The organism is Arthrobacter sp. StoSoilB19, from assembly GCF_019977275.1.
Classification (GTDB): Bacteria; Actinomycetota; Actinomycetes; order Actinomycetales; family Micrococcaceae; genus Arthrobacter.
In genome coordinates, this window is record NZ_AP024650.1 from 62655 (window position 1) to 84639 (window position 21985).

The following is a 21985-nucleotide window of genomic DNA, read 5'->3' on the forward strand; positions in this document are numbered from 1 at the left end:
CAACCATGAAAATCACCCATCTCGACACCGTGGTCGTGGACTTCTACCGGACGAACCTCATCTTCGTCCGGCTTACAACTGACGAGGGGCTCACCGGTATCGCCGAGGCGACCCTCGAAGGGCAGGAACATGCTGTCCTCGGGGCGGTGGCTGTCCTTGCCGAAGCCGTCAGGGGCAAGGACCCCACGCGGATTACCCAGACCATTTATGAACTCAACCGCGACGCCTACTGGCGCGGCGGTCCGGTATCCATGACAGCCCTGAGCGCCCTTGAGATGGCGATGTGGGATGTTTCGGCGCGGGCATTGGGCGTCCCGGTCCACCGGATGCTGGGGGGACAGGTCCGCGACCGGGTCCGCGCCTACGCCAACGGCTGGTTTTCCGGGGCCATCACTCCGGAGGATTTCGCCGAGGCCGCTGTACGGACGGTCGGCCAAGGCTTCCGCGGCCTAAAGTGGGACCCTTTCGAGGCCGCGGACCTTTTCCTGGAACCGCGGGACCTGGGGCGCATGCTTGAACCTGTTGAGGCAGTGCGGGCGGCAGTGGGCGACGACGTTGAACTGTTCATAGAAGGCCATGGCCGCTTTGATGTCCCCACAGCCATCCGGGTGGCCCGCGAACTTGAACGGTTCCAGCCGGTGTTTTTCGAGGAACCGTGCCCGCCGGACGGGATCGACGCCCTCGTGGAGGTGCGCAGCAGGTCCCCTGTTCCCATTGCCGCGGGGGAGAGGTGGATGGGCCGGAACACCTTCATTCCCGCCCTGGCCCGCAACGCCGTGGATTACATCCAGCCGGACGTCACGCACGCCGGCGGGCTGCTGGAACTGTCATTCATTTCCACTCTGGCGGCAGCCCATTATGTGCCGTTCGCACCGCACAACCCCAGCGGGCCACTCAGCACTGCGGCAACCCTGCAGCTCGGGGCCACACTGCCGAATTTCCGGTACCTGGAGATCATGGCCACGGACGTGCCGTGGCGCAGCGACATCTCCAGTGAGCGCCTTCAGCTGACGGCAGACGGCGATGTCATGATCCCCGAAGGCGTTGGGCTGGGCATCGACCTCGACTATGACGCGATCGCGGAGCATCCTTTCACGCCGCATCCCATGCGGATCTTCAGCGACGTGGTGGCCGATATCCGGCCGCCGGACGCCCGGTCCTACTTCAACCTCGCAGGCGCAGGCGTCCGCTGACGCGTCGGACAACGAAAAAACGGCGGCGTCCGCCCGGCCTAATAACCGGACGGAGGCCGCCGCTGCGGGTGTGCCTAGCGCTTGACCGCCTCGAGCTTGAGCAGCTTGGCGATAACGCCGTCGAGTTCGGAGTCGTCGAAGATCTTCTTCCAGTCGTCCTTGATGATGCTGTCCTTGCCGTACCAGGGTTGGCTCCAGGATGGCGTGCTGCTTGACGGTGACCCAGTGCACGTCGATGACGGGAGCGTAGATGGTGCGGATGACGGCCTCGGCAGAGTCACGGGAGGCGCCGGACTTCAGATTGTTTCGCTTGGGAGGTGTCCGTAGAATCTGCCGCCTCGACGGCCAAGATCAGTGCCGCCCTGGGCTCCCTGGGGCGCCTTGGAAATCCTGGGCATCGTGGTGGTCCGTCCCGGCTCCGACACCTATCTTAGGGACGGCGTCTCCGAACTCCTGCCCCGGACCCTCAGTTGGGGACTGATGCTGGGTGCGCCGCGGACGCGTGAACTCGTTGAGCTGCGCGGCGGCCTGGAAGTCCAGGCTTCCCAGCTGCGCTGAAGGAACACACGGAGATCTATGAGGCTCTGGCGGTCCGCGATGCGGAGGCCGTCACGGCCACCATGCGATCGCATATGCAGACCGCGTCCCGGCGCCTGCTGGCCGGTTTCGACGCCTCGCAGTAGGTTCCCGCGTATCAGTTGAGCGAGGCCGCCAGCTTTTCCCGCTGTGGATCGTCGCCCGTCCGGCGCGGGCCCACTGAACCGCGGCGCACCAGGGTGGCCGTGAACTGCGCCGGAGCGGCGGGCGGCAGCCCCTCCATCTGGCGGATCAGTGCCTTGGCTGCCGCCACGCCCATGTTGTAGACCGGCTGGGCGATGACCGTCAGGGGCGGCGTGGTGAGCCTGGTCCATGCGAAGTCGTCGTACATCAGGAATGACACATCGGCCGGAATGGACAGGCCCAATTCCTGGATCGCTTCCACCACGCTGAGGGCAATCAGGCCGTCCGAAGCGACCACTGCCGTGGCTTGGTCCGGGCCCCGGAGCACTTCGCGGGTGATGCTGCGGATCGAGTCGGCATCGCCGGCATTCAACCTGACCAGGTCTTCCGGGAAGGGCAGCCCCGCCGCAAGGAAAGCGTCCCGCATCCCCTCGATGCGGTCCGCAATCTGGGAGGACTCCAGGGTCATGCCCGGCGTGTAGGGGGTGTCCGTCCGCAGTGTGGAGATGAAGGCGATACGCCGGTGCCCTGCCTCGAGCAAATACTGCGTAGCTTCCCTGGAAATCCGCGCCATGTCCACGGCCATGGTCTCCACCTTGAGGTCGCCGGCGGTGCGGTCGATGAACACCAGGGGGCGTCCGGACCGGTGCACCTCCTGCAGGTGTTCGGTGTCCACTGATGATGCCGGGGCGACGATGAGGCCGTCCACCCGCTTGTCCAGCAACACCCGCACCGCGTCCACTTCCGCCGCCCGGTCCTCGTCGGTGTTGACCAGGATGACGTTGTACCCGGCCTTCTTGGCAGTGTCCGTGATGCCCCGGGTAGCAAGGCCGAAATGCGGGTTTTCGATGTCACCCACCACCACGCCGATGGTGTGCGATTTTCCGGTGTTCATGCTGCGGGCCAGCTCGTTGGGACGGTAGGAAAGCGCCTCGGCAGCGGCGAGGACGCGCTCGCGGACGTCGTCGCTGACCGCGCCGTAATTGCCCAGTGCACGGGCGGCCTGTGCCTTGGAGACCTGCGCAGCTTTTGCGACGTCGGCAACGGTTACGTCCCGCCGTCGTGCTCCATCACCGTTCATCTTCACCTTTCGACGGGGTTGTTGACGCCCCATGTGACATCGGCTACATTTCTATCAATCGATGTGAGTCCGGTCTCAATCCTAAGCTGTGAGACCGGACTCAACAAGAGCATCGACGACTTTCTTCGGCGGCCCTGACAGCACCGCCTTCCCACCAACGATTGGACAACGCTGTGAAGAAAAAGAATCTCCGACCTGCCGGATTTGCCGCGGCAGCCCTGGCCGCGGTCCTGGCGCTCTCCGGCTGCAGCTCCACCTCCGCCGCCTCCACCACAGAGAACAACCCCTACGGACTGATCCAGCCAGGCACCATCCGGGTGGCAAGCCTGGGTGACTCAAAGCCGTACACCTTCGCCGATGCCTCCGGAAACTTCACCGGCTTCGACGTGGAACTCTTCAAGGACGTGGCCCACCGGGCCGGTGTGGACAACGTGGTCTTCACCGGGCAGGACTTCTCGGGGCTCCTTGCCGCAGTGGCAAACGGACAGTTCGACGCCGGCGTCGCAGCCATCGGCATCACCGACAAGCGCAAGGAAACCGTGGACTTCTCGGACGGTTACCTGGCCGGCTACCTCACGGTCATCACCACCAAGACCTCCGGCATCACCAGCGCGGACGGGCTGGCCGGCAAACGCCTGGGCGTGGTCCAGGGAACCCTGCAGGAAGCCTATGCGGTGAAGAACTTCACCTCGGCCAGCCTGGTCCGCTTCCCTGACAACAACACCGCCATCGCCGCCGTGAACAGCGGAACGGTGGACGCGCATTTCCTGGATTACGAGGCCGCCAAGGCTTACGAGGAGCAGCACGGCCTGGTCAGCGCCGCGGACATCCCGTCCTTCGACGCCCCGGCCGGGTTCGCAGTGGCCAAGGGCAAGACGGCCTTCAAGGAAGCCCTGAACAAGGGCCTGGCCGCAGCCATGGAGGACGGCACCTGGAAGAAGCTCTACCAGAAGTGGTTCCCGGGCTCACCGATGCCCGAGCAGTACCTGCCCAAGGCCGAGCAGACCGCATCACCCTCGCCAAGCAAGTAGCCCCAAGCATTATTTGCCGGGCTGTCAGGCCTTAGGGCCACCTGGCCGGGCGGGCCGCCGTACGCGGCCTGCCCGGCACCTCCCCTTCATCTACGTCTGAGAGCAATCATGGACTGGCTCAACACCATCATCCGTACCTTCTTCGACTTCGGCGCTATGGCCGAGGTCCTGCCCCAACTCCTGGCGGTCGGCCTGCTGAACACGCTGATCATTTCCATTGCCGCCACCGTCCTTGGCACGGTGCTGGGAATGGTGGTGGCCGTCATGGGCATCTCACCATCCAAGTGGCTGCGGGTCCCGGCCAGGATCTACACGGACCTTTTCCGTGGCCTGCCCGCCATCCTCACCATCCTGCTGATCGGCCAGGGCTTTGCCCGCCTGAGCCAGTCGATCTTCGGCCCGTCACCCTACCCGCTGGGCATCATCGCGCTGAGCCTGATCGCCAGCGCCTACATCGGGGAGATCTTCCGCGCCGGGATCCTCAGCGTGGACAAGGGCCAGGGCGAGGCCTGCCGTGCCCTGGGCATGAGCTACGCCAAATCCATGGCCCTGGTGGTGGTACCCCAGGGCGTCCGCCGGGTCCTCCCGGCCCTGGTGAACCAGTTCATCGCCATCGTCAAGGACTCCTCCCTGGTGTACTTCCTGGGCCTGCTGGTCACCGAACGCGAACTCTTCCGCGTGGGCCAGGACGCCGCCGTGCTGTCCGGGAACCTTTCACCCCTGGTGGCCGCCGGACTCCTCTACCTGGTGATTACCGTCCCGCTGACGCACCTGGTGAACCACTTCGACAACAAGTTCCGCACCGGCCGCCGCCGCGCCGCACCACCCACCAGCGGCCTGAAGGAAGTCAAGGAACTCGACGCGGCCTCGCCGCTCACAGCCGGGAGCAACACATGAACACCCCCACCCCCACCACCATGAATGCGGCCACCTCGGAGGAACAGTCGTTCCGCGGCTCAAGCCTGGAACTGCGCAACCTCACCATGGCCTACGGCGACATCGAGGTACTGCGCAACGTCAGCCTCACCGTGGCGCCGGGCACCACCACCTGCATCATTGGCCCCTCAGGATCCGGAAAATCCACCCTGCTGCGCGGCGTCAACCGGCTGCACGAACCCAAGAGCGGGAACGTCCTGCTCGCTGGCGACAGCACCCTGACCGTCAACCCGGACACACTCCGCACCCGCATCGGCATGGTGTTCCAGCATTTCAACCTCTTCCCGGACCACACCGCCGAGGAAAACGTGGCCCTGGCCCTCTGGAGCGTCAAAGGCATGCCCAAGGCCCAGGCCATGGAACGCGCCCGCCAACGGCTCGCCGAGGTTGGCCTCGCCGAACGCGCCGACCACCGCCCCCGTGACCTCTCCGGCGGCCAGCAGCAACGCGTCGCCATCGCGCGGGCCCTGGCCATGGAACCCGAAGTGATGCTCTTCGACGAGGCCACCAGCGCCCTGGACCCCGAACTGGTCAAGGGCGTCCTGAACCTCATGGCCGGCCTGGGCCGCCGGGGCATGACCATGCTCGTCGTCACCCACGAAATGGGCTTCGCCCGGAAAGTGGCAGACCAGGTGGTCTTCATGGATGAAGGCGAAGTAGTGGAGGCCGGGACACCCGCCCAACTCTTCGACAATCCCCGCAGCGAACGCCTCCAGCGCTTCCTTTCCGAGGTGCTCTGATGGGTGCGGTTGCAGCGGCACCCATCCGGACCGCCGTCGTCGGTTTTGGAATCTCCGGCAAGGTCTTCCACGCGCCCCTGGTGGCGGCCAACCCGGACTTCTCGCTGGACGTCATCGTCACTGCCCAGCCGGAACGTGCGGCGGAGGCGGCACGGCTGTATCCGCAGGCACGGATTGCCGGCACCCCGGAGGAGCTGTTCGCCCTGGCCGCGGACCTGGACCTGGTCATCCTGGGCACCCCGCCGCACACGCACTACGGGCTGGCCGCGACAGCCATCGCCCACGGCCTGCATGTGGTGGTGGACAAGCCTTTCGTCCCCACGTCCGACTTGGGCGGGGAGCTGATCAGCAGGGCGGCCGACGGCGGGGTGCAGCTAACGGTGTTCCAGAACCGCCGGTGGGATGCAGACTTCCTCACCCTGCAGAAGGTGCTGGCGTCCGGAGACCTTGGCGGGGTCACCAGCTTCGAATCGCGGTTCGAATGGTGGCGGCCCGAAGGCTTCGGAAACTGGCGGGACACCGTGTCCCTGTCCGAGGGCGGCGGCATCCTGCACGACCTCGGCGCGCACCTGATCGACCAGGCCATCCACCTATTCGGCCCGGTGGAACGGAGCTACGGCGAGACGGCCAACCGCGGTCCGCATCCGGACGCGGCGGATACGGAAGCGTTCGTGTCGTTGCTGCACGCCTCCGGCGTCCGCACGCGGCTCTGGATGAACGGCATGGCCGCCCAGGCCGGGCCGCGGTTCCACGTCCTGGGTTCCCGCGCCGGCTACACCAAGTGGGGCCTGGACGGACAGGAACCTGCCCTCGCTGCCGGGACGCCGCCGTCGGACCCCGCCTATGGTGTGGAACCCCAGGAGCGTTGGGGGCTCCTGGGCGTGGACGGGGCAACGGCGGCCGTCCCCGCCGAACGCGGCGCCTACCCGCAGTTCTACGTCCAGCTGGCCGCCGCCCTGCACGGGAACGGGCCGCTGCCGGTGGATCCCGCCGAACCGCTTGAGGTGCTGAAGGTGATCGAGGGCATCCACGCCCTGACCTGACGCCACACCCAATTTCCCCTGCTTTCCCTGACGCGTCGTCAGCGTCTTCCGCAACCACGAATTTCACAGAAAGGGACACGATGTCCTCTCTTCCAGCCACCAAGCGCGTTGCCGTCATCGGCGGCGGCATCCTCGGGGTCTCCACCGCGGTCCACCTGCTCCGCGAAGGAGCGTCGGTGATCCTGCTGACCGAGCGCGGCCTCGCCAGCGAAGCCAGCGGCCGCTCGCTGTCCTGGCTCAACTCCGCCGGCGAACGGTCCACCCCGTATCACCAGCTGCGGGTGGCCGGCGTGGACCGCTACCGCACCCTCTTCGCCTCGGACCCCAGCCGCGACTGGCTGCAGTTTGGCGGCGGCCTGATGTGGAACGCCGCGGGGCAGGGCGAGGCCACCGCGGCCCGGCACGCCTACGAAAAGTCCATCGGCTACGACTCCCGGCTTCTCGCCCCCAGCGGTATCGCAGCCACCACCCCCGGCATCGATGCGGACGCCGTGCCGGAGAATGCCATCTTCAATCCCGGCGAGGGCTGGGTGAGCCTGCCGGACCTGATCGACTTCCTCATGGAGGAGTTCCACGCCCGCGGCGGCGAACTGGTCCTGAACGCGGGAAAAGCCTCCGTCATGGTGGAAGGCGGCCGCACCTCCGGCGTGGAGACAGCGTCGGGCGGGACATACCCGGCCGACGCCGTGCTGGTGGCCTGCGGCGCGGCGACGCCCGCCGTCGTCCAACCCTTGGGAGTGCACATCCCCAACGGCTCTCCCGTGTCCATGCTGGTGGTGACCAAGCAGGTGCAGCACGACGTGGCCGCGGTGATGAACACCCCGCGCGCAGCCTTGCGGCCCAACCCGGGCGGGACGTTTGCCCTGGACCACGACTGGTACGAGGAACACATTACCGAGCACGCGGACGGCTCCTTCAGCATCCCCGATGAGGTGGTCCAGGAACTGGCCGATGAGGCATCGAAGCTTGTTGCCGGCAATCCGGAACTCAAGCCCGCCTCCTGGAAGATGGGCTATAAGCCCATTCCCGGGGACGGCGAACCCGTCCTGGGCGAACTGGGCCAGGTGCCCGGATGCTTCGTTGCCTTCACGCACTCCGGCGCCACGCTGGGACTCATTGCCGGTGAGCTCCTGGCCGGGGAAATCCTGACCGGCAGGAAGCACCCCATGCTGGCCACCTTCCGGCCGGGACGCTTCTCCTAAGCCGGGCTGCAAAGGGGCGGGGCCGTGCGGATTGCGGCTCCGCCCTTGCCTGTGCCGTCCGGACTGGATGCCGTCCGGCGTGTCAGGCGCCCAAATGACCGGTGAGCCGGCGGTGGAATCCGGTGCTGCGCTCATCGAGGCCTTCGATCCTCACCGTGGCCCCGTGGTCCGCGTATTTCGTTTCAATGGAGTCGAGGGCGGCCACCGTCGAGGCGTCCCAGATCTGTGCACGGCTGAGGTCGATGGACACCAGGCCCGGATCGTCCGCGTAGGCGAAGTGTTCCACCAGGTCGTTGCTGCTCCCGAAAAACAGCGGGCCCACCACCTGGTAGCGGACACTCTCCCCGTCGCCGGCCAGGGTCCTCTCAACAGTGATCACATGCGCCACCCGGCGGGCGAACAGGACCATGGCCAGGATGACGCCGACGAGGACGCCGTAGGCCAGGTTCCCCGTCAGGACCACGACGGCGACAGTAACAGCCATGACCAGTGTCTCCGGTATGGGCATCCGCTTCAGGGTGGACGGTTTGACGCTGTGCCAGTCCACCGTGGTGACGGCAACCACCATCATGACCGCGGCGAGGGCCACCATGGGAATCTGCCCCATGATCGAGCTGAGCCCGGTCACCAGGGCCAGCAGGAACAGTCCGGCCACGAACGTCGAAATGCGGGTGCGGGCCTGGCCGGTCTTCACATTGAGGACGGTCTGCCCGATCATGGCGCAGCCGGCAATGCCGCCGTAGAAACCGGCGAGGATGTTCGATACGCCCAGCCCCCAGGACTCGCGTCCCTTATGGGACGGGGTGCCGGTGATGTCATCGACGAGTTTCGCTGTGAGGAGGGTTTCCATGAGGCCGACGAACGCCACGCTCAGTGCCGTGGGCAGGACCAGCTGGAAGGTGGCAAGGTCAAGCGGGAAAAGGAACGGGGTGATCCCCGGCAGCTTGCCCGTAAGGGGACCTTCGTCCGCGACGCTTGGAACGGCCACGCCGGCGATGATGACGATTGCCGTGACGGCCACGATGGCAACCAGCGGCGACGGAACCACCTTGGTGAAGCGCGGAAGGACGAAAATGATCGCGAACGTCAGGGCGAACAGGACGTAGGCGGGCCAGGGGACATTGAGGACATGGGGCACCTGCGCCATGAAGATCAGCACGCCCAGGGCGTTGACGAATCCGATCATCACCGATCTGGGGATGAAGCGCATCAGCCGGGCAAGGCCGGCCAGGCCAAAGACCACCTGGATCACGCCGGCGAGCAGCACGGCGGGCAGGACGTACTGGACACCGTGCTGGTGCACCAGCGGGGCGATCACCAGGGCGACGGAACCGGCTGCGGCGGTAACGACGCCGGGCCGGCCGCCAAGGACCGACATCGCCAGGGCCAGCACGATGGAGGCGACCAGGCTCACCATGGGATCCACCCCGGCCACGATCGAGAAGGATATGACCTCGGGGACCAGGGCCAGGGTGGTGACTATGCCGGCCAGGACCTCGCGGGAGAGCTGCCGCGGGGAGCGCACGGCGGTCAGGACAGTGGTCGGTTGCCGGACGGGGCGGGGGCGGGCGGTGACGGCCAAGAAGCGGCTCCAGGGGACATGGCTCTCCTGGGAGAGCGGGTGTGCAACGTTTCTGCGCGCCACGGTGCGCACGGGTCCAGCCCGGCCATGGAAGACAATGGGGTGGGAAGGGAATGCGCCGGTGGCTTTCGGCTGCATAGGCAACACTACCCGCCAGGGTTTATGGAGGGGCAGCCAACCGCGATACGCAGTTCCGCAGCCGTTGCCAAACTGTGGCGCTTCCGCCCGGCCCGGCCCCGGGCGGAAGTAAGCTCGGCTGATAAAATGGCCGGGTTGCAGGGCGGCCATTTGAAGCTGGGGCGAGCAGTGCCGTAACAAGTCAGGGGACCACACAAACATGACGGCAGGCGGGTCACACCTCAGGATGTCGGAGAGCCGGCCGGGCACACCGGCCGGGGTTTCCGTGCCCGCCAAAGGCCGTGCCTACCTGGCAACCCTCGAAGGTTTTGTCGGCGCCCTCATGATGTTCGTCGGTTCCATCGGAACGGGCTGGATCGCCAACGGGTCGCCCATGATCCGGCAACCGGTGGTGATCGCACTCCGTACCGAAGGCTGGGGCGTGGCGGTATCCACCGTGCTGCTTACGGCCGGTGCCATGCTCCTGATGCGCTCCTGGCTTCGCCTGGGCCAGAGGCTGGGGGACTGGGGACAATCCTCCCTGCGGTCCGTGGTGGTGGCCATATCCGCCTGGTCCCTGCCGCTCTTGTTCTGCGTTCCGGTCTTCTCCAGGGACGTCTACGCCTATACGGGGCAGGGCCGCCTGGTCCAGGAAGGCCAGAACCCGTATGAGGTGGGCATTTCCACCCTCAACAACTGGTTCTCCCTGGGGGCCGACCCCGCCTGGGCGGAAAACCGGACCCCGTACGGGCCGTACTTCCTGTGGCTGGCGCGCGCGGTGGTGGGACTGACAGGAGCCCAGCCTGACGCGTCCGTCCTGCTGTTCCGCCTCCTGGCCGGCGTCGGCGTGCTGCTCTGCGTCATCTACGTGCCCAGGCTCGCCGAACTGCACGGGATCAACGGTGCCCGCGCGCTCTGGATCTCCGTGGCCAACCCGTTGTTCCTCATCAGCTTCATCGCCAGTGCCCACAATGACGCCCTGATGGTGGGGCTCGCCGTGGCCGGTGTCTACCTGGCCGCCACCCGCCGCTACCTCCTGGGCGTCCTCCTGGTCACCGCCTCCATCGGCATCAAGCCCATCACCGTCCTGCTGCTGCCGTTCATCGGTGTGATGTGGGCGGGGCCCGCTGCCTCCTGGCCGCGAAAATTCCTGATGTGGGGTGCCACGGCGGGCATCAGCTTCGGCGTGCTGGCCCTGAGCGGCATCCCCTACAACCTCGGCATCGGCTGGACGTGGGCCATTATGGACCCCACCCCCGGCTACACGGGCTACTCGCCGTCGGGCTTCCTGGGCCAGCAGGTGGAGATGCTGGCCAACGCCCTGGGACTGCCCGGCGGAACGCTGGCCACCTGGCTGCGGACCGCCATGAAGTGGGCGGCGATCGCACTGGTCCTGCTGCTGATGTTCCGCGGCGACTACTCGCGGGCGGTGCGGCGGATGGCCCTGGCGTTCACCGCCGTCGTGATGCTCTCGCCCATCATCCAGCCCTGGTACATCCTGTGGTTCCTGCCGTTCCTGGCGGTCACGGGAATCCGGGACGACTGGCAGATCCGCTCGCTGTACGTGGGCGTGACGTTCTTTGTGGTATTCGGCGCCCAGGACCAGCTTTCGGTCTGGTCCTTCGTGGAACTGCCCATCGACGCCTCGTCCCTGGCCTTCTTTACGGCCCTGGCCTTCACCTTCTACCTGCTGGTCCTGGACGTCCATACCCGCAAGCTGCTCATCGAGGGCAAGCCGCTGGACGTTGCCCGGCGGGCCTGGCGGTGGGTGGCGGAGCGCCGGGCCGCGCGCCAGGCTGAGGCCCGTGACGCCGTCGACCGGTCGTCCGGGGGCAGCTAGGCTCCGGCCGGCACCTGGGCTGACGTTTTCCGGCCCAACTCCGCGGTGCGCTTCACCGACCACCACAGCAGGACCACCAGGAGCACGTTGCGGGTGGTCAGGATGGCTGCCATGACGGGGTGCGCATGGATGAGCGGGGTGTAGAACAGCGGGTAGATCACGAACGTTGTCATGGCAATGCCCATCATCAGGGCGGCCGGGACCTTCCAGCGCTCCCAGTCATGCGCCAGGCCGGCGATGATCACCGGTGCCAGCCAGATGATGAACTGCGGCGAGCCCACCTTGTTGAACACGATGAAGGCGGTAACCATCATGAGCGCGCCTTCGAGGAACAGTTCCTCGCGTTCGGCGCCGCGCCGCAGGGCGCGGACCAGAAGGATGGCCGCGGTGACGGCCGCAAGGACCAGCAGCGGCTGCATCAGGAATGCGGCGGTGCCGGCACCGGGGCCGTAGACCTCGGTGGAATTGATGGCGGTGTTGTCGGCCATCCGTGAACCGGCGATGTGGAAAACGCTCAGCCACACCCAGGGCGTGGAGAAGGTGGCCTCAAGCTGCATTCCGCGCTCGCCCTGGTTCAGGAGGAAGTCCATGATGTGCGGCAGCCCGCCGGTCAGCCACGTGCCCAGGCCCACCACCGCGGTGACGGCGGCGCCGGCGAGGACCACCTGGATCCGCTTGTGGCTGGCGATGACGATCGGGACCAGGACGGCTGCGGGCCAGACCTTGATCCAGGTGGCGATGCTGAGCAGGACGCCGGCCACGACGGGCCGTTCAGCGGCATAGAGCAGGGCGATCAGCACGATCGGCGCTGTGATGCCCTCCACCCTGGCGAAGCTCAGGTAGCCCATGAACACCGTGAAGAACAACCACCACCAGGCGGGGGCAATGCCCGTGACCTTCCGCGGGCCACGGGTGAGGTAGACCAGGCCGACGGCGTTGAGCGCCGTGATGATCAGGAACCACACCAGCAGGTAGAGGCCTGGCCCGGCGGTGTTGGCCAGGAAGATGGGGATCTGCGCCAGCACCGGGTAGACCCAGGGGCTGATCTTCCCGGTCAGGTCCGCCGGGTTGTAGCCGTCCAGGGCCCACTGCCGGTACTGCTCGGTGTCGCTGAATGTATCGCCGTTCAGGAAAAAGGATGCCATCCAGCCCAGGAAGTACAGATGGACGACGGCGAAGCCCCACCAGACGCTGGATGGGCGGGCGAACCAGTCCACCACTTTTGCCGGGAGCAGTCTGGTGCGGACGGTCACCAGGCGGTCAAAGAACCTCGTGGAAATGTCAGGTCTCCTTGAGCGCGGGGGCGGGGGCTGCGGTCTTCTTGCCCAGCGTGTAGAGGCGCCGGACGCTCCACAGGAACAGGACCACCAGCAGGACGTTGCGGATTGTCAGTACCAGGGCCATCCAGGGGTTGTTGTGGCTCAGGGCGTCGTAGAAGAGCGGGTAGATGAAGTAGGTTGCCACGGCGATGGCGATCAGCATTGCCGCCGGAACCCGCCATTCACGCCAGCTGTGCGCCAGGCCCACCGCGACGGCGGGGCCGAGCCACACCATGAACTGCGGCGAACCCACCTTGTTGAAAACCACGAACGCGGTGGCCAGGGTCAGGGCCCCGGCCAGGAGCAGCTCGGTGCGGTCCACGCCGCCGGCCACCTTGTGCTGCTTTCCGTTGTGGAGCGCCCAGAAGGTCAGCCCGGCCACCAGGAGTGCCGCCAGCACCAGGAGGGGCTGCATCAGCACGGACATGGTGGCGGTGCCCGGGCCGTCCACCTGCATGGAGTTGATGTCCGTGTTCATGTACATGCGCGAGCCGCCGATGTTCAGGACGGAGAGCCAAAGCCAGGGGGTGGTGAAGGTGGCCTCGAGCTGCATGCCGCGGTCGCCCTGCTGGGTAAGGAAGTTCAGGAGCTTGGGGACGCTGCCCAGGGCTGCTGCCAGCGCCACCACGCCCGCCGTCGTCGCGATTCCCGCCAGCACCACCAGCAGGCGGTTCTTTACGACGGCGAAAAGGGCCAGCATGATGGCCGCCGGCCAGACCTTCACCCAGGTGCCGACGGCCAGCAGGACCGAGGCGACGAACGGGCGCTGGACGCCGTAGGCCAGGGCCACAAGGACCAGCGGGGCGGTGAGGCCGTCCACACGGGCGAAGCCCAGCCAGCCCATCAGGAAGGTGAAGGCCAGCCACCACCAGCCGGCGGGGATGGCGCTGGTGTTGCGGCCCCGCCCGGTGAGCTTGAGCAGGGCCCAGGCGTTCAGGAGCGTGGTCATGAGGACCCAGATGAAGAAAAACGGTCCCGGTCCGGCCAGGCCTGCGATGGCCATGGGGATGAGCGCCAGGATGGGGTACACCCACGGGCTGGGGCCGCCCCGGAGGTTCGCGTCGTTGAATCCCGCCATGGCCCAGTCACGGTAGATGAAGGTGTCGCTGAACGCCTCGCCGCGAAGGGAGAGGGAAGCGGCGAAGACCAGGAAGACAAGGTGCACCACGATGAATCCCGCCAGCAGGCCGCCCCCGGTGTTCAACCGGCTCCGCACCGGGGTGGGGAGGATGACGTTGCGGATCCTGGTGAGATGGCCGAAGAGAGCGTCGGTGGAAATGGCGGATCCTTGTCAGGTCGTGGCACACGTGTGGTGTCGTGCTGGTGGCTTGGTTCTGCCGCAGGGCTGGGTCAGGGGCAGCGGAGCCGTTCGGAAACAGCTTCCACTCCTGTCCAACTCTAATTCACGGTGCTTTAGCGCCCGTAATTGCTGAGGCAGGCTCGAGCCGTCACGCCTTGACCTGCGGCGACTTATTACTTGATTTTTCAAGTTGCTGGTGATCCATCCCTCGGGCATTATGAGCTGGGCACAAAGGTTCCCAAACTTCGCCTGCAGCCTTGGGGAGCGCAGGTGTTGGATATCACCCCCTACCCCCAACACACAAAGGCTAGACCCATGAACTTCCCGCTGACCCTCACCGTGTCCGACCGCCAGAGCATGGACCGCGAGCTCGACGCCGCCGTCGCTGCCGCCAAGGCCCACGCCCTGGACGGCAAGAGCCACGGCATCCTCGTTACCCGGCACGGCGCGAACAAGTTCACCGTTGCCCTCAGCGACGCGGTTCCCTTCGGCCTTACCCGCGAACACCAGGCCTGGTAGGTCCTGGCCTGGCGTTGGCGCCACAGGATCTTGACGCCAACGCCTGGTGCCGGCCGGGCTGTCCTTTACTGCTGACGCTCGGATTTTTTACCTGACGGACTCTTCGGCCGCCGGCGGCACCTTCCCGCGGGAGGGTGCCCGCCGGCTGCGCCACAGCGGCTCCAGGGCGTCGAGCTCCTCCGGGGTGGCGTTCCGGAAGGGCGGGTCCGCGGGGATGTGCGGTTCCTGCCGGCCCGTGCGCCGGGTGGCGATGAGGCTCGCGCCGACGGAAATGCCCAAAATGGCGGTGATGACGGCGAGGGAGACCGGCGTCGGAATGTAGTAGACGTCGATCTTGAGCGCCATCTTGATGCCCACCCAGATCAGCACCAGGGCCAGGCCGGTCTTCAGGTATACGAAGCGGTGGATGAGGTCCGCCAGCAGGAAGTACATGGCGCGCAGGCCGAGGATCGCGAACGCGTTGGCCGTGAACACCAGGAAGACCTCGTCCGTGACCGCGAAGATGGCCGGGATGGAGTCGACGGCGAAGATGATGTCCGTGACTTCAACCAGCACCAGGACCGCCAGCAGGGGAGTGGCGAGCAGTGCACCGCCCTTCCGGATGAGGAAGCGCTGGCCATGGAAGGCGTCCGTCATGGGCACGTGCCGGCGGAACAGCTTCAATGCCCGCGACTTCCCGGGGTCGATGTGCTCGTCACGCTGCCTGAGCATCCGGTAGCCGGTGAAGAGCAGGAATGCCGCGAACAGGTAGAGGACCCACCCGGCGCTGGCGATGATCGCCGAGCCCGCGGCGATGAACAGGCCGCGAAACACCAGCGCCCCCAGGACACCGAAGAAGAGCACGCGGTGCTGGTACTCGCGGGGAACGGCGAAGAACGTAAAGATGATTGCCCAGACAAAGACGTTGTCCACGGCGAGTGACTTTTCGATGAGGTATCCGGCGAAGTACTGCTGGCCGAACTCCGCGCCGTACAGGAACCACACCAGTGCGCCGAATGCAACGCCGAACAGCACCCAGATCCCGGACCAGGCTGCGGCCTCGCGGACGCTGATGACATGGGCGTGGCGGTGGGCCACGAGGTCGACGACAAGCATGAGGAGGATGAATCCGATGACGGCGAACCACATCCAGAGGGGAACGTTCATGGGGCACCTGCTTCCAGTCAGTGACAACCAACTGGAGGTCTCTCCCGGCCGTCATGCGGCCCGCCCACCGGAAGGCTCAGGGGCCTCCGTACTGACGATGGACTGTGAAGCGGGGATACTCCCCTCCGTATGAATAATTTACAGAATCCTGGAGACGTTGGGTAGGTATGGAGAACACCAAACCTGGACCGGAAGGCGGATTCGATGGATACGAAACCCAAGGTGGCTGTGCTGGGGACGGGAATCATGGGAGCGGCCATGGCGCGCAACCTCCTGCGCGCCGGCCATGAGGTCTCGGTGTGGAACCGGGACGCGGCCAAAGCGGAACGGCTGGCCGCGGACGGTGCCCGGCATGCCGCTGCCCCCGCCGAAGCTGTCGAGGCAGCCGACGTGGTCCTGACCATGCTCCACGACGTTGCCGCGGTGGAGCAGGTCATCCGGAGTGCCGCACCCGGCGTCCGGCCGGGCACAACGTGGGTCCAGTCCACAACGGTTGGGGTGCAGGACGCGGCCGCTTTGGCCGCCCTGGCCGGCGAACTTGGCCTGGACCTGGTGGAGGCGCCCGTTTCCGGAACGCGCGCCCCCGCAGAAGCCGGCCAGCTTCTGGTCCTCGCCGCCGCTCCCGAAGCAGTGCGCCAACGCGTGGGGCCGGTCCTCGATGCCATTGGCGCCCGCACCATCTGGACAGGCGACGACCCGTCCAAGGGTTCCGCGGCCCGCCTCAAGCTGGTGGTCAACAGCTGGGTCATCGCGGCGTCCAACGCCGCCGGCGAAGTGGTTGCCCTTGCCCAGGCGCTGGGCGTCGATCCGCAGCAGTTCCTCGACGTGCTCGACGGCGGCCCGCTTGACCTGCCCTATCTCCGCCTGAAGATGGACCTCATCCTCAACGACCAGCTGGAGCCTGCCTCCTTCGCCGTGGACACCGCGCGCAAGGATGCCCACCTCATTGTGGATGCCGCCGTCGAGCATGGCCTGACCCTTGACGGCGCCGTTGCCTCCACAGCCCGGCTGGACCGGGTGGCCGGCCAGGGCCGCGGCAGGCAGGATATGGCAGCGGCCTACTACGCCAGCCGGTAGCAGGACCCCGCTCATCCTGGCGCGGACCGTTCGGGATAGCGCTTGCCCATTGACGTAACCGGCATCACCTCCTATATTGTATGAATCGATTCAAAGAACTGCCGCTCCAGTCCATGACGGACTGCGGCGGCGCAGACACCACCACGAACATCGGCTGAATTCCAGCGGTTCCGGTTCCTTGCCAATGAAGACGAAGGACATAAGCACATGAGCACCACCCCAACCCGCGTGGCCCTCCCCAGCCAGGGTGCCGGCACCGGTTCGCGGGACCCCAGGAAAGCGGCGATGAGCGGCTGGATTGGAAGCGCCCTGGAGTACTACGACTTCGCGCTGTACTCGCTGGCCGCGACCCTGATCTTCCCCACCATCTTCTTTCCCTCGGAAAACCCCACAGTCGGCATTATCGCCTCCCTGGCAACGTATGCCGTGGGCTATGTCTCCCGTCCGGTAGGCGCGGTTGTCCTGGGGGCGTACGGTGACCGGCACGGCCGCAAGAAGGTGCTCGTCTTCGCGATGCTGCTCATGGGCTTTGCCACCTTCGCCGTCGGGCTCCTGCCCACCTATGGGCAGGTGGGCCTCCTGGCGCCCGCCCTCCTGGTGCTCCTTCGCCTGATCCAGGGCTTTGCGGTGGCCGGCGAGCTCGGCGGCGCCAGCGCGATGATCGTTGAACACTCTCCTGATGCACGGCGCGGATTCTTTGCCAGCTTCAGCCTCCAGGGCACCCAGGTGGGCTCGATCCTGGCCACCGCCGTCCTGCTCCCGCTCGCGGCAGTCCTCCCCGCCGACCAGTTCGGCACCTGGGGCTGGCGCATCCCCTTCCTGCTCAGCGCCGTCGTGATCCTGGCCGGCTACTTCATCCGCCGCCGGGTCCAGGAACCGCCCGCCTACGCAGCACAGTCCGGCAAGCCCGAAACCAAGCGCTTCCCGCTCGTCGAACTCCTGCGAACGCGGCCGGGCGTCCTGGTCCGCTGCATAGCGATGACCTTCACCAACGTGATCGGCATGGCCACCCTGATCTTCGGCGTCTCCTTTGCCACCCAAAAGGGCTACGGCAACGGCTTCTCCAGCAGTGAGTTCCTGTGGGTGACACTCGTGGCCAACATTGCCGCCGTCATGACCATCCCGCTGTTCGGCGCGCTGTCCGACAGGATTGGCCGGCGGACGCTCATGGCTGCCGGCGGGGTGGCGGGCGGCCTCCTGGTGAGCGGATACCTGTGGGCCATTGAACAGGGGAGCCTGCCGCTGGTCTTCGTCTGCGTTGTGATCGTGCAGGGCATCTTCTTCCAGATGTGGAATGCCACCTTCGCCACGTTCTTCCAGGAGCAGTTCCCCATGCGGATCCGCGTGACCGGGTTCGCCGTTTCGCAGAACATCGGGCTCATGATTGCATCGTTCTTCCCCAGCATCTTCACGGCGATTGCCCCTCCGGGCTCCACCAACGTTCCGTTCACCATCGGACTGGCCACGCTGGGCATCTGCCTCATCTCCGCAGTGGCCACCCTGATGTCCCCGGACACCAAGGGCAAGTCACTCGAGGACCTCGAGGTGCAGAAGGTGGCACCTGCCGGTACCGCCGGCAAGTAGTCCAGCCGCAGTGCGTCCGGCCCGGGGTGCGCCACCGGGACAGGGGAGGGGGGCGGTGGATGCTGCCCCCTCCCTGGTATTTCCGTGACTCGGGACTACTTGTATAGATGTATACAAGTATGATGGCCGGGGAGGTACACCATGGCCGAATCACCTGCCCGGAACACCGGGGCACACGTTGTCTACGCCGAGCTGAAACGGCGGATCCTGAGCCTTGAGCTCAAGCCGGGGGAGCGCATCTACGAGCCGGCAATGGCCTCGGCCCTGCAGGTGAGCCGCACACCGCTCCGGGAGGCCATCCGGCGGCTCATTTCGGAGAGCCTGCTGGAACAGCAGCCCACCGGAGGCGTGCTGGTGCCCACGCTGGACGAGGCAGCCATTTCGGAACTCTACGAGGTCCGCGCAGCCATGGAGTCCCTCATGGCGCGCAATGCCTGCATGAAGGCAACGCCGGCTGACATCGAGGCCCTCGAAGGCATTCTTGAACGCAACGCGGCCATGGTTGCGTTCGCCGATGACGCGATGCAGCAGGGCATGGCACTGCACGCAAAGATCGCGGGCATTGCCGGGAACTCCTGGGCCCGCCGCTTCCACAACCAGATTTCAAGCCACATGGAACGGTACCGGCACTTCACCAACAGCACCCAGGAACGGCGCGACCAGGCCCTGGCCCAGCACCGCACCCTGGTGGCTGCCCTGGCCGGCGGCGACCCGGAGAAGGCAGCCAAGGTGGCGTTCGACCATGTCATGGGCGCCCGCGACGCCGCCGTCCAGGCCATGTCCGGCACCAGCGTCCCCGGCTCATGATCGGCGAGCTGGGCCGCCGCTCGGCCTCTGCCCTCCTGGTCCACTCGGCGCTGATCCAGGCCGTCACCTTCCTGGTCCGGCCGGCGGCCACCTACCGCGCATTGGAGCTGGACGTTCCGGACTTCGCCCTGGGCCTGCTGGCTGCCAGTTATGCGGTGTTTCCGCTGCTGCTTGCCGTCCCCACGGGCACCCTGGTGGACCGCCTGGGTGAGCGGCGGCTCATGGCGATCGGGGCCGCCGTCGTCCTTTCCTGCTCTGCCTTCCTGCTGCTGTGGGGCTCGTCGATCGTGGCGCTGGTGGCGGGAACCGCGCTGCTTGGTGCCGGTCAACTGGCCTGCGTGGTGGGGCAGCAGGCCGTGGTGGCCAATAATGCTGCCTCGTCCCGGATGGACTCCGCGTTCGGCTACCTGACGTTCGCCGCCTCCCTGGGGCAGGCCCTCGGACCGCTGGCGATTGCGCTGGTGGGCGGCGCCTCGGTCCGGCCCGACACCCAGGCGATCTTCCTGCTCTCGGTGGTCATGAGCCTGGTGCTGTTCGCTGCCACGTTCGCCGTATCGACGCACGTCAGCGGCGGCAGGAAGAAGGGAGCGTCCGCTGGCAGCAGCGCCAGTGGCGTCTCACTGCTGAGGGCTCCCGGGGTGGCCCGGGCGCTGGCCACCAGCGCCACCGTCCTCGCCGTGGTGGACCTGACCGTGGTTTACCTGCCCGCGCTCGGCGCCGACCGCGGACTCACTGTGGCAACAGTGGGTGCCATGCTGACGGTACGCGCCGTGTTCTCCATGGTTTCCCGCCTCATGCTGGGCCGGGTGTCCCGGCGGATCGGCCGCATGAGGTTGCTGGTGGTGAGCCTGGCCCTGTCCACGTTTGCGCTGGCTGCGCTGGCAATCCCCATGCCCCTGTGGCTGCTGTTTGCCGTCATGGCATTGCTCGGGCTGGGGCTCGGCATCGGCCAGCCGCTGACCATGTCCTGGCTGTCGGCCCAGGCGCCGGCCGGGCAGCGGGGCAGGGCGCTGGCGCTGAGGCTCGCCGGCAACCGGGTGGGGCAGGTGGTCCTTCCGAGCGCCATCGGCGGCGTGGCGGCCGGGCTGGGGGCGGGTGGAGTCTTCCTTGCCTCGGCGGTTGTGGTGGGCGGGACGCTCCTGCTGCTCCGGGGCGTGCAGCTCGACTGACTGCGGATGCCCTCGCATCACGCCGGGCATGCTTTGGAGGAATGGACGACGGCGGGACCCCGCGTTTCCGGGGCCACGGCCACCTCAGGTGGCCCGAAAGCGCGCCGTGCGTGACGCCGTCGTGTGCTTTCCCTGCCGGCCGTTTCCCCGGGTGCCGTCAGTAGACGGAGCCCTCAAGCAGTTCCGCCAACCTGGCTGCCGCCCGCTTCAGCTCCGGAACGCCCACCTTCAGCGTGTCCTCGGAGGCGGCCTCCACGGGGCTGGTCAGCGAAATTGATTCCGTTGGCTGTCCTGACCTCCTGGGCAGGGCTACAGCCACCGACAACACTCCTGAAGCGCGCTCGTCGGCTGAATACGCGTAGTCGGCATCCGCCGCGGGCAGCCGCGACTGCAGCTCCCCGAGCGTGAAGGCCTTGCCTTCATGGCCTGCTCCGATGGCGGCCTCCACGGCCTCCTGCAGTTCCTCCACGGAGGCCGTTGCCAGCAGGATCTTTCCGGCCGCACCGGATGTCAGGGGCAGCCGCTTGCCCAGCGGGAGGTCATAGCGAAGCGGGGCCTCTCCATCCACCCGGGCCACCAGGATCCGTTCATAACCCAGGCGCGTGTAGAGGGAGGCGGTGAGGCCGGTCTGCGTCGCCAGCTGCTGGAGGACGGGCCGGGAAGAGACCACCAGGGGGTCGTTCTCCAGGTAGCTCCTGGCGGCCGGGAGGACGGCAGGGCCGATCCGGTAGGACTTGTCCGTCTGGCTCACCATCCCGAAATCCTGCAGGACCCGAAGGATCCTCAGTGTGGTGGGCAGGCTCATGCCGCAGTTCCGCGCAAGATCGCTGAGCCGCTGCGGGCGTTCCGCCCGCTGCAGTTCCGCGAAGACCTCCAAGGCCCGGGAAAGGGAGCGCATGTTCGAGGACTTGGGGCTGTCCTCCGTCGGGCTGCCTGAAGTGGAAGTCATCGCCATCATTTCATTCTATGTAAGTTTCTTGCGCTTGACAGCCGATGTGTCTGCTGTCACTATTTCTCAGTACGCAATATAGTTTCATTCTGTGAAACGCAATGACGCGCAGTGAAAAGGAAATCCATGACAACGGAGTCAGTCACGACGAAACCCGGAAGTCCCGTACGGGTGGCCCGCAGCGTGCTGGTAGGAATCGGTGCGTTCGCCGCCGTCGGCGTCTATGTCCTGGCCAGCTCGATCGGCCTGGGACTCTGGACCTCCCTGGGCCCGGGCCCGGGCCTGTTCCCCTTCGCCATGGGCGCAGTCCTCGCCGCCATGGCCGTCCTCTGGCTGTTCCAGGAACTCCGCAACCCCAGCGAAACCGCAGCCGGCGTTGACCGGGGCCTGGTGATCGCCGTCGTTGCCAGCCTGGTAATCCTTGCGGCCGTCATGGACCTGCTTGGCTTCCAGCTGAGCATGTTCCTGTTCCTGCTGTACCACCTGAAACTTCGCGGGCGCAGGACCTGGAAGTCCTCGCTGATCATCGCGGTGGCCGGAAGCTTCGGAGCGTTCTATGCCTTCAACTACGGCCTGAACGTCGCGCTGCCGGTGTCCGCCCTTCCCTTCCTTAACGCGATCGGACTCTAG

General features: G+C 66.5%; 21 protein-coding genes and 1 pseudogene. 15 read left to right on the forward strand and 7 right to left on the reverse strand.

Features of this window, described 5'->3' with window-relative positions; genetic code table 11:
* Positions 1 to 5 precede the first annotated feature (5 nt).
* Entirely contained in the window at positions 6 to 1193 is a 1188-nt protein-coding gene (locus LDO86_RS00325) for a mandelate racemase/muconate lactonizing enzyme family protein (protein WP_018770387.1), read from the forward strand.
* Positions 1194 to 1267: 74 nt separating this feature from the next.
* Here the strand turns inward: LDO86_RS00325 and LDO86_RS00330 are convergent.
* Positions 1268 to 1487, reverse strand: a pseudogene (locus LDO86_RS00330) (phosphogluconate dehydrogenase C-terminal domain-containing protein); the annotation flags it as partial.
* A 60-nt stretch (positions 1488 to 1547) separates the two neighbouring features.
* On the opposite strand from LDO86_RS00330, the gene LDO86_RS00335 reads away from it, so the two are divergent.
* Positions 1548 to 1751 carry a hypothetical protein gene (locus LDO86_RS00335; protein WP_018770385.1) on the forward strand — a complete coding sequence of 68 codons (204 nt, stop codon included), beginning with the start codon at positions 1548 to 1550 and terminating at the stop codon, positions 1749 to 1751.
* 26 nt (positions 1752 to 1777) lie between these two features.
* Complete coding sequence (locus LDO86_RS00340; protein ID WP_223995340.1) at positions 1778 to 1876, forward strand: hypothetical protein; 99 nt, start codon at positions 1778 to 1780, stop codon at positions 1874 to 1876.
* A gap of 11 nt (positions 1877 to 1887) precedes the next feature.
* On the opposite strand, the gene LDO86_RS00345 is transcribed toward LDO86_RS00340, so the two are convergent.
* Entirely contained in the window at positions 1888 to 2994 is a 1107-nt protein-coding gene (locus LDO86_RS00345; protein ID WP_018770384.1) for a LacI family DNA-binding transcriptional regulator, read from the reverse strand.
* Positions 2995 to 3167: 173 nt separating this feature from the next.
* Between LDO86_RS00345 and LDO86_RS00350 the strand changes: the two genes are divergently transcribed.
* The 5 genes from LDO86_RS00350 (at position 3168) to LDO86_RS00370 (ending at position 7946) form a co-directional block, all read left to right on the forward strand.
* Positions 3168 to 4025: an ABC transporter substrate-binding protein gene (locus tag LDO86_RS00350; protein ID WP_018770383.1), complete on the forward strand. Its 858-nt coding sequence runs from the start codon at positions 3168 to 3170 to the stop codon at positions 4023 to 4025.
* Positions 4026 to 4133: 108 nt separating this feature from the next.
* On the forward strand, positions 4134 to 4922 hold the full coding sequence (locus LDO86_RS00355) for an amino acid ABC transporter permease (protein ID WP_018770382.1): 789 nt from the start codon (positions 4134 to 4136) through the stop codon (positions 4920 to 4922).
* A complete protein-coding gene (locus LDO86_RS00360; protein WP_018770381.1) occupies positions 4919 to 5701 on the forward strand; it encodes an amino acid ABC transporter ATP-binding protein in 783 nt (260 codons plus the stop codon). The genes LDO86_RS00355 and LDO86_RS00360 overlap by 4 nt, the downstream gene beginning before the upstream one ends.
* Complete coding sequence (locus LDO86_RS00365) at positions 5701 to 6744, forward strand: Gfo/Idh/MocA family oxidoreductase (RefSeq protein WP_018770380.1); 1044 nt, start codon at positions 5701 to 5703, stop codon at positions 6742 to 6744. Before LDO86_RS00360 ends, LDO86_RS00365 begins: the two co-directional genes overlap by 1 nt.
* 80 nt (positions 6745 to 6824) lie before the next feature.
* Positions 6825 to 7946 (forward strand): FAD-binding oxidoreductase, encoded by a 1122-nt coding sequence (locus LDO86_RS00370; protein WP_018770379.1) that lies wholly within the window; start codon positions 6825 to 6827, stop codon positions 7944 to 7946.
* 82 nt (positions 7947 to 8028) lie between these two features.
* On the opposite strand, the gene LDO86_RS00375 is transcribed toward LDO86_RS00370, so the two are convergent.
* Complete coding sequence (locus LDO86_RS00375; RefSeq protein WP_026265943.1) at positions 8029 to 9528, reverse strand: SulP family inorganic anion transporter; 1500 nt, start codon at positions 9526 to 9528, stop codon at positions 8029 to 8031.
* Positions 9529 to 9865: 337 nt separating this feature from the next.
* Between LDO86_RS00375 and mptB the strand changes: the two genes are divergently transcribed.
* Entirely contained in the window at positions 9866 to 11485 is a 1620-nt protein-coding gene (gene mptB / locus LDO86_RS00380) for a polyprenol phosphomannose-dependent alpha 1,6 mannosyltransferase MptB (RefSeq protein WP_043425113.1), read from the forward strand.
* Here the strand turns inward: mptB and LDO86_RS00385 are convergent.
* Positions 11482 to 12738 carry a glycosyltransferase 87 family protein gene (locus LDO86_RS00385; RefSeq protein ID WP_018770376.1) on the reverse strand — a complete coding sequence of 419 codons (1257 nt, stop codon included), beginning with the start codon at positions 12736 to 12738 and terminating at the stop codon, positions 11482 to 11484. The genes mptB and LDO86_RS00385 overlap by 4 nt on opposite strands.
* A gap of 28 nt (positions 12739 to 12766) precedes the next feature.
* Positions 12767 to 14008 (reverse strand): glycosyltransferase family 87 protein, encoded by a 1242-nt coding sequence (locus LDO86_RS00390; RefSeq protein ID WP_224084179.1) that lies wholly within the window; start codon positions 14006 to 14008, stop codon positions 12767 to 12769.
* Positions 14009 to 14419: 411 nt separating this feature from the next.
* Between LDO86_RS00390 and LDO86_RS00395 the strand changes: the two genes are divergently transcribed.
* Complete coding sequence (locus tag LDO86_RS00395; protein WP_018770374.1) at positions 14420 to 14623, forward strand: hypothetical protein; 204 nt, start codon at positions 14420 to 14422, stop codon at positions 14621 to 14623.
* Positions 14624 to 14710: 87 nt separating this feature from the next.
* On the opposite strand, the gene LDO86_RS00400 is transcribed toward LDO86_RS00395, so the two are convergent.
* Positions 14711 to 15769, reverse strand: coding sequence for a TerC family protein (locus tag LDO86_RS00400; RefSeq protein WP_018770373.1), 1059 nt, complete (start codon positions 15767 to 15769; stop codon positions 14711 to 14713).
* Positions 15770 to 15973: 204 nt separating this feature from the next.
* On the opposite strand from LDO86_RS00400, the gene LDO86_RS00405 reads away from it, so the two are divergent.
* The 4 genes from LDO86_RS00405 (at position 15974) to LDO86_RS00420 (ending at position 20406) form a co-directional block, all read left to right on the forward strand.
* Positions 15974 to 16846, forward strand: coding sequence for an NAD(P)-dependent oxidoreductase (locus LDO86_RS00405; RefSeq protein ID WP_018770372.1), 873 nt, complete (start codon positions 15974 to 15976; stop codon positions 16844 to 16846).
* A gap of 207 nt (positions 16847 to 17053) precedes the next feature.
* Entirely contained in the window at positions 17054 to 18430 is a 1377-nt protein-coding gene (locus tag LDO86_RS00410; protein ID WP_224084180.1) for an MFS transporter, read from the forward strand.
* A gap of 141 nt (positions 18431 to 18571) precedes the next feature.
* Positions 18572 to 19237 carry a GntR family transcriptional regulator gene (locus tag LDO86_RS00415; protein ID WP_224084181.1) on the forward strand — a complete coding sequence of 222 codons (666 nt, stop codon included), beginning with the start codon at positions 18572 to 18574 and terminating at the stop codon, positions 19235 to 19237.
* Complete coding sequence (locus LDO86_RS00420) at positions 19234 to 20406, forward strand: MFS transporter (RefSeq protein ID WP_224084182.1); 1173 nt, start codon at positions 19234 to 19236, stop codon at positions 20404 to 20406. The genes LDO86_RS00415 and LDO86_RS00420 overlap by 4 nt, the downstream gene beginning before the upstream one ends.
* 157 nt (positions 20407 to 20563) lie before the next feature.
* Here the strand turns inward: LDO86_RS00420 and LDO86_RS00425 are convergent, their stop codons facing one another.
* Positions 20564 to 21364 carry an IclR family transcriptional regulator gene (locus tag LDO86_RS00425; RefSeq protein ID WP_026265941.1) on the reverse strand — a complete coding sequence of 267 codons (801 nt, stop codon included), beginning with the start codon at positions 21362 to 21364 and terminating at the stop codon, positions 20564 to 20566.
* A 117-nt stretch (positions 21365 to 21481) separates the two neighbouring features.
* On the opposite strand from LDO86_RS00425, the gene LDO86_RS00430 reads away from it, so the two are divergent.
* Positions 21482 to 21985, forward strand: coding sequence for a tripartite tricarboxylate transporter TctB family protein (locus LDO86_RS00430; RefSeq protein WP_018770366.1), 504 nt, complete (start codon positions 21482 to 21484; stop codon positions 21983 to 21985).

Coding starts and splice junctions, on each gene's coding strand:
- LDO86_RS00430 (WP_018770366.1), top strand. CDS start 21,482: ATGACAACGGAGTCAGTCACGACGAAACCCGGAAGTCCCGTACGGGTG.
- LDO86_RS00355 (WP_018770382.1), top strand. CDS start 4,134: ATGGACTGGCTCAACACCATCATCCGTACCTTCTTCGACTTCGGCGCT.
- LDO86_RS00360 (WP_018770381.1), top strand. CDS start 4,919: ATGAACACCCCCACCCCCACCACCATGAATGCGGCCACCTCGGAGGAA.
- LDO86_RS00400 (WP_018770373.1), bottom strand. CDS start 15,769: ATGAACGTTCCCCTCTGGATGTGGTTCGCCGTCATCGGATTCATCCTC.
- LDO86_RS00370 (WP_018770379.1), top strand. CDS start 6,825: ATGTCCTCTCTTCCAGCCACCAAGCGCGTTGCCGTCATCGGCGGCGGC.
- LDO86_RS00395 (WP_018770374.1), top strand. CDS start 14,420: ATGAACTTCCCGCTGACCCTCACCGTGTCCGACCGCCAGAGCATGGAC.
- LDO86_RS00365 (WP_018770380.1), top strand. CDS start 5,701: ATGGGTGCGGTTGCAGCGGCACCCATCCGGACCGCCGTCGTCGGTTTT.
- LDO86_RS00420 (WP_224084182.1), top strand. CDS start 19,234: ATGATCGGCGAGCTGGGCCGCCGCTCGGCCTCTGCCCTCCTGGTCCAC.
- LDO86_RS00410 (WP_224084180.1), top strand. CDS start 17,054: ATGAGCACCACCCCAACCCGCGTGGCCCTCCCCAGCCAGGGTGCCGGC.
- LDO86_RS00415 (WP_224084181.1), top strand. CDS start 18,572: ATGGCCGAATCACCTGCCCGGAACACCGGGGCACACGTTGTCTACGCC.
- LDO86_RS00325 (WP_018770387.1), top strand. CDS start 6: ATGAAAATCACCCATCTCGACACCGTGGTCGTGGACTTCTACCGGACG.
- LDO86_RS00405 (WP_018770372.1), top strand. CDS start 15,974: ATGGATACGAAACCCAAGGTGGCTGTGCTGGGGACGGGAATCATGGGA.
- mptB (WP_043425113.1), top strand. CDS start 9,866: ATGACGGCAGGCGGGTCACACCTCAGGATGTCGGAGAGCCGGCCGGGC.
- LDO86_RS00425 (WP_026265941.1), bottom strand. CDS start 21,364: ATGATGGCGATGACTTCCACTTCAGGCAGCCCGACGGAGGACAGCCCC.
- LDO86_RS00345 (WP_018770384.1), bottom strand. CDS start 2,994: ATGAACGGTGATGGAGCACGACGGCGGGACGTAACCGTTGCCGACGTC.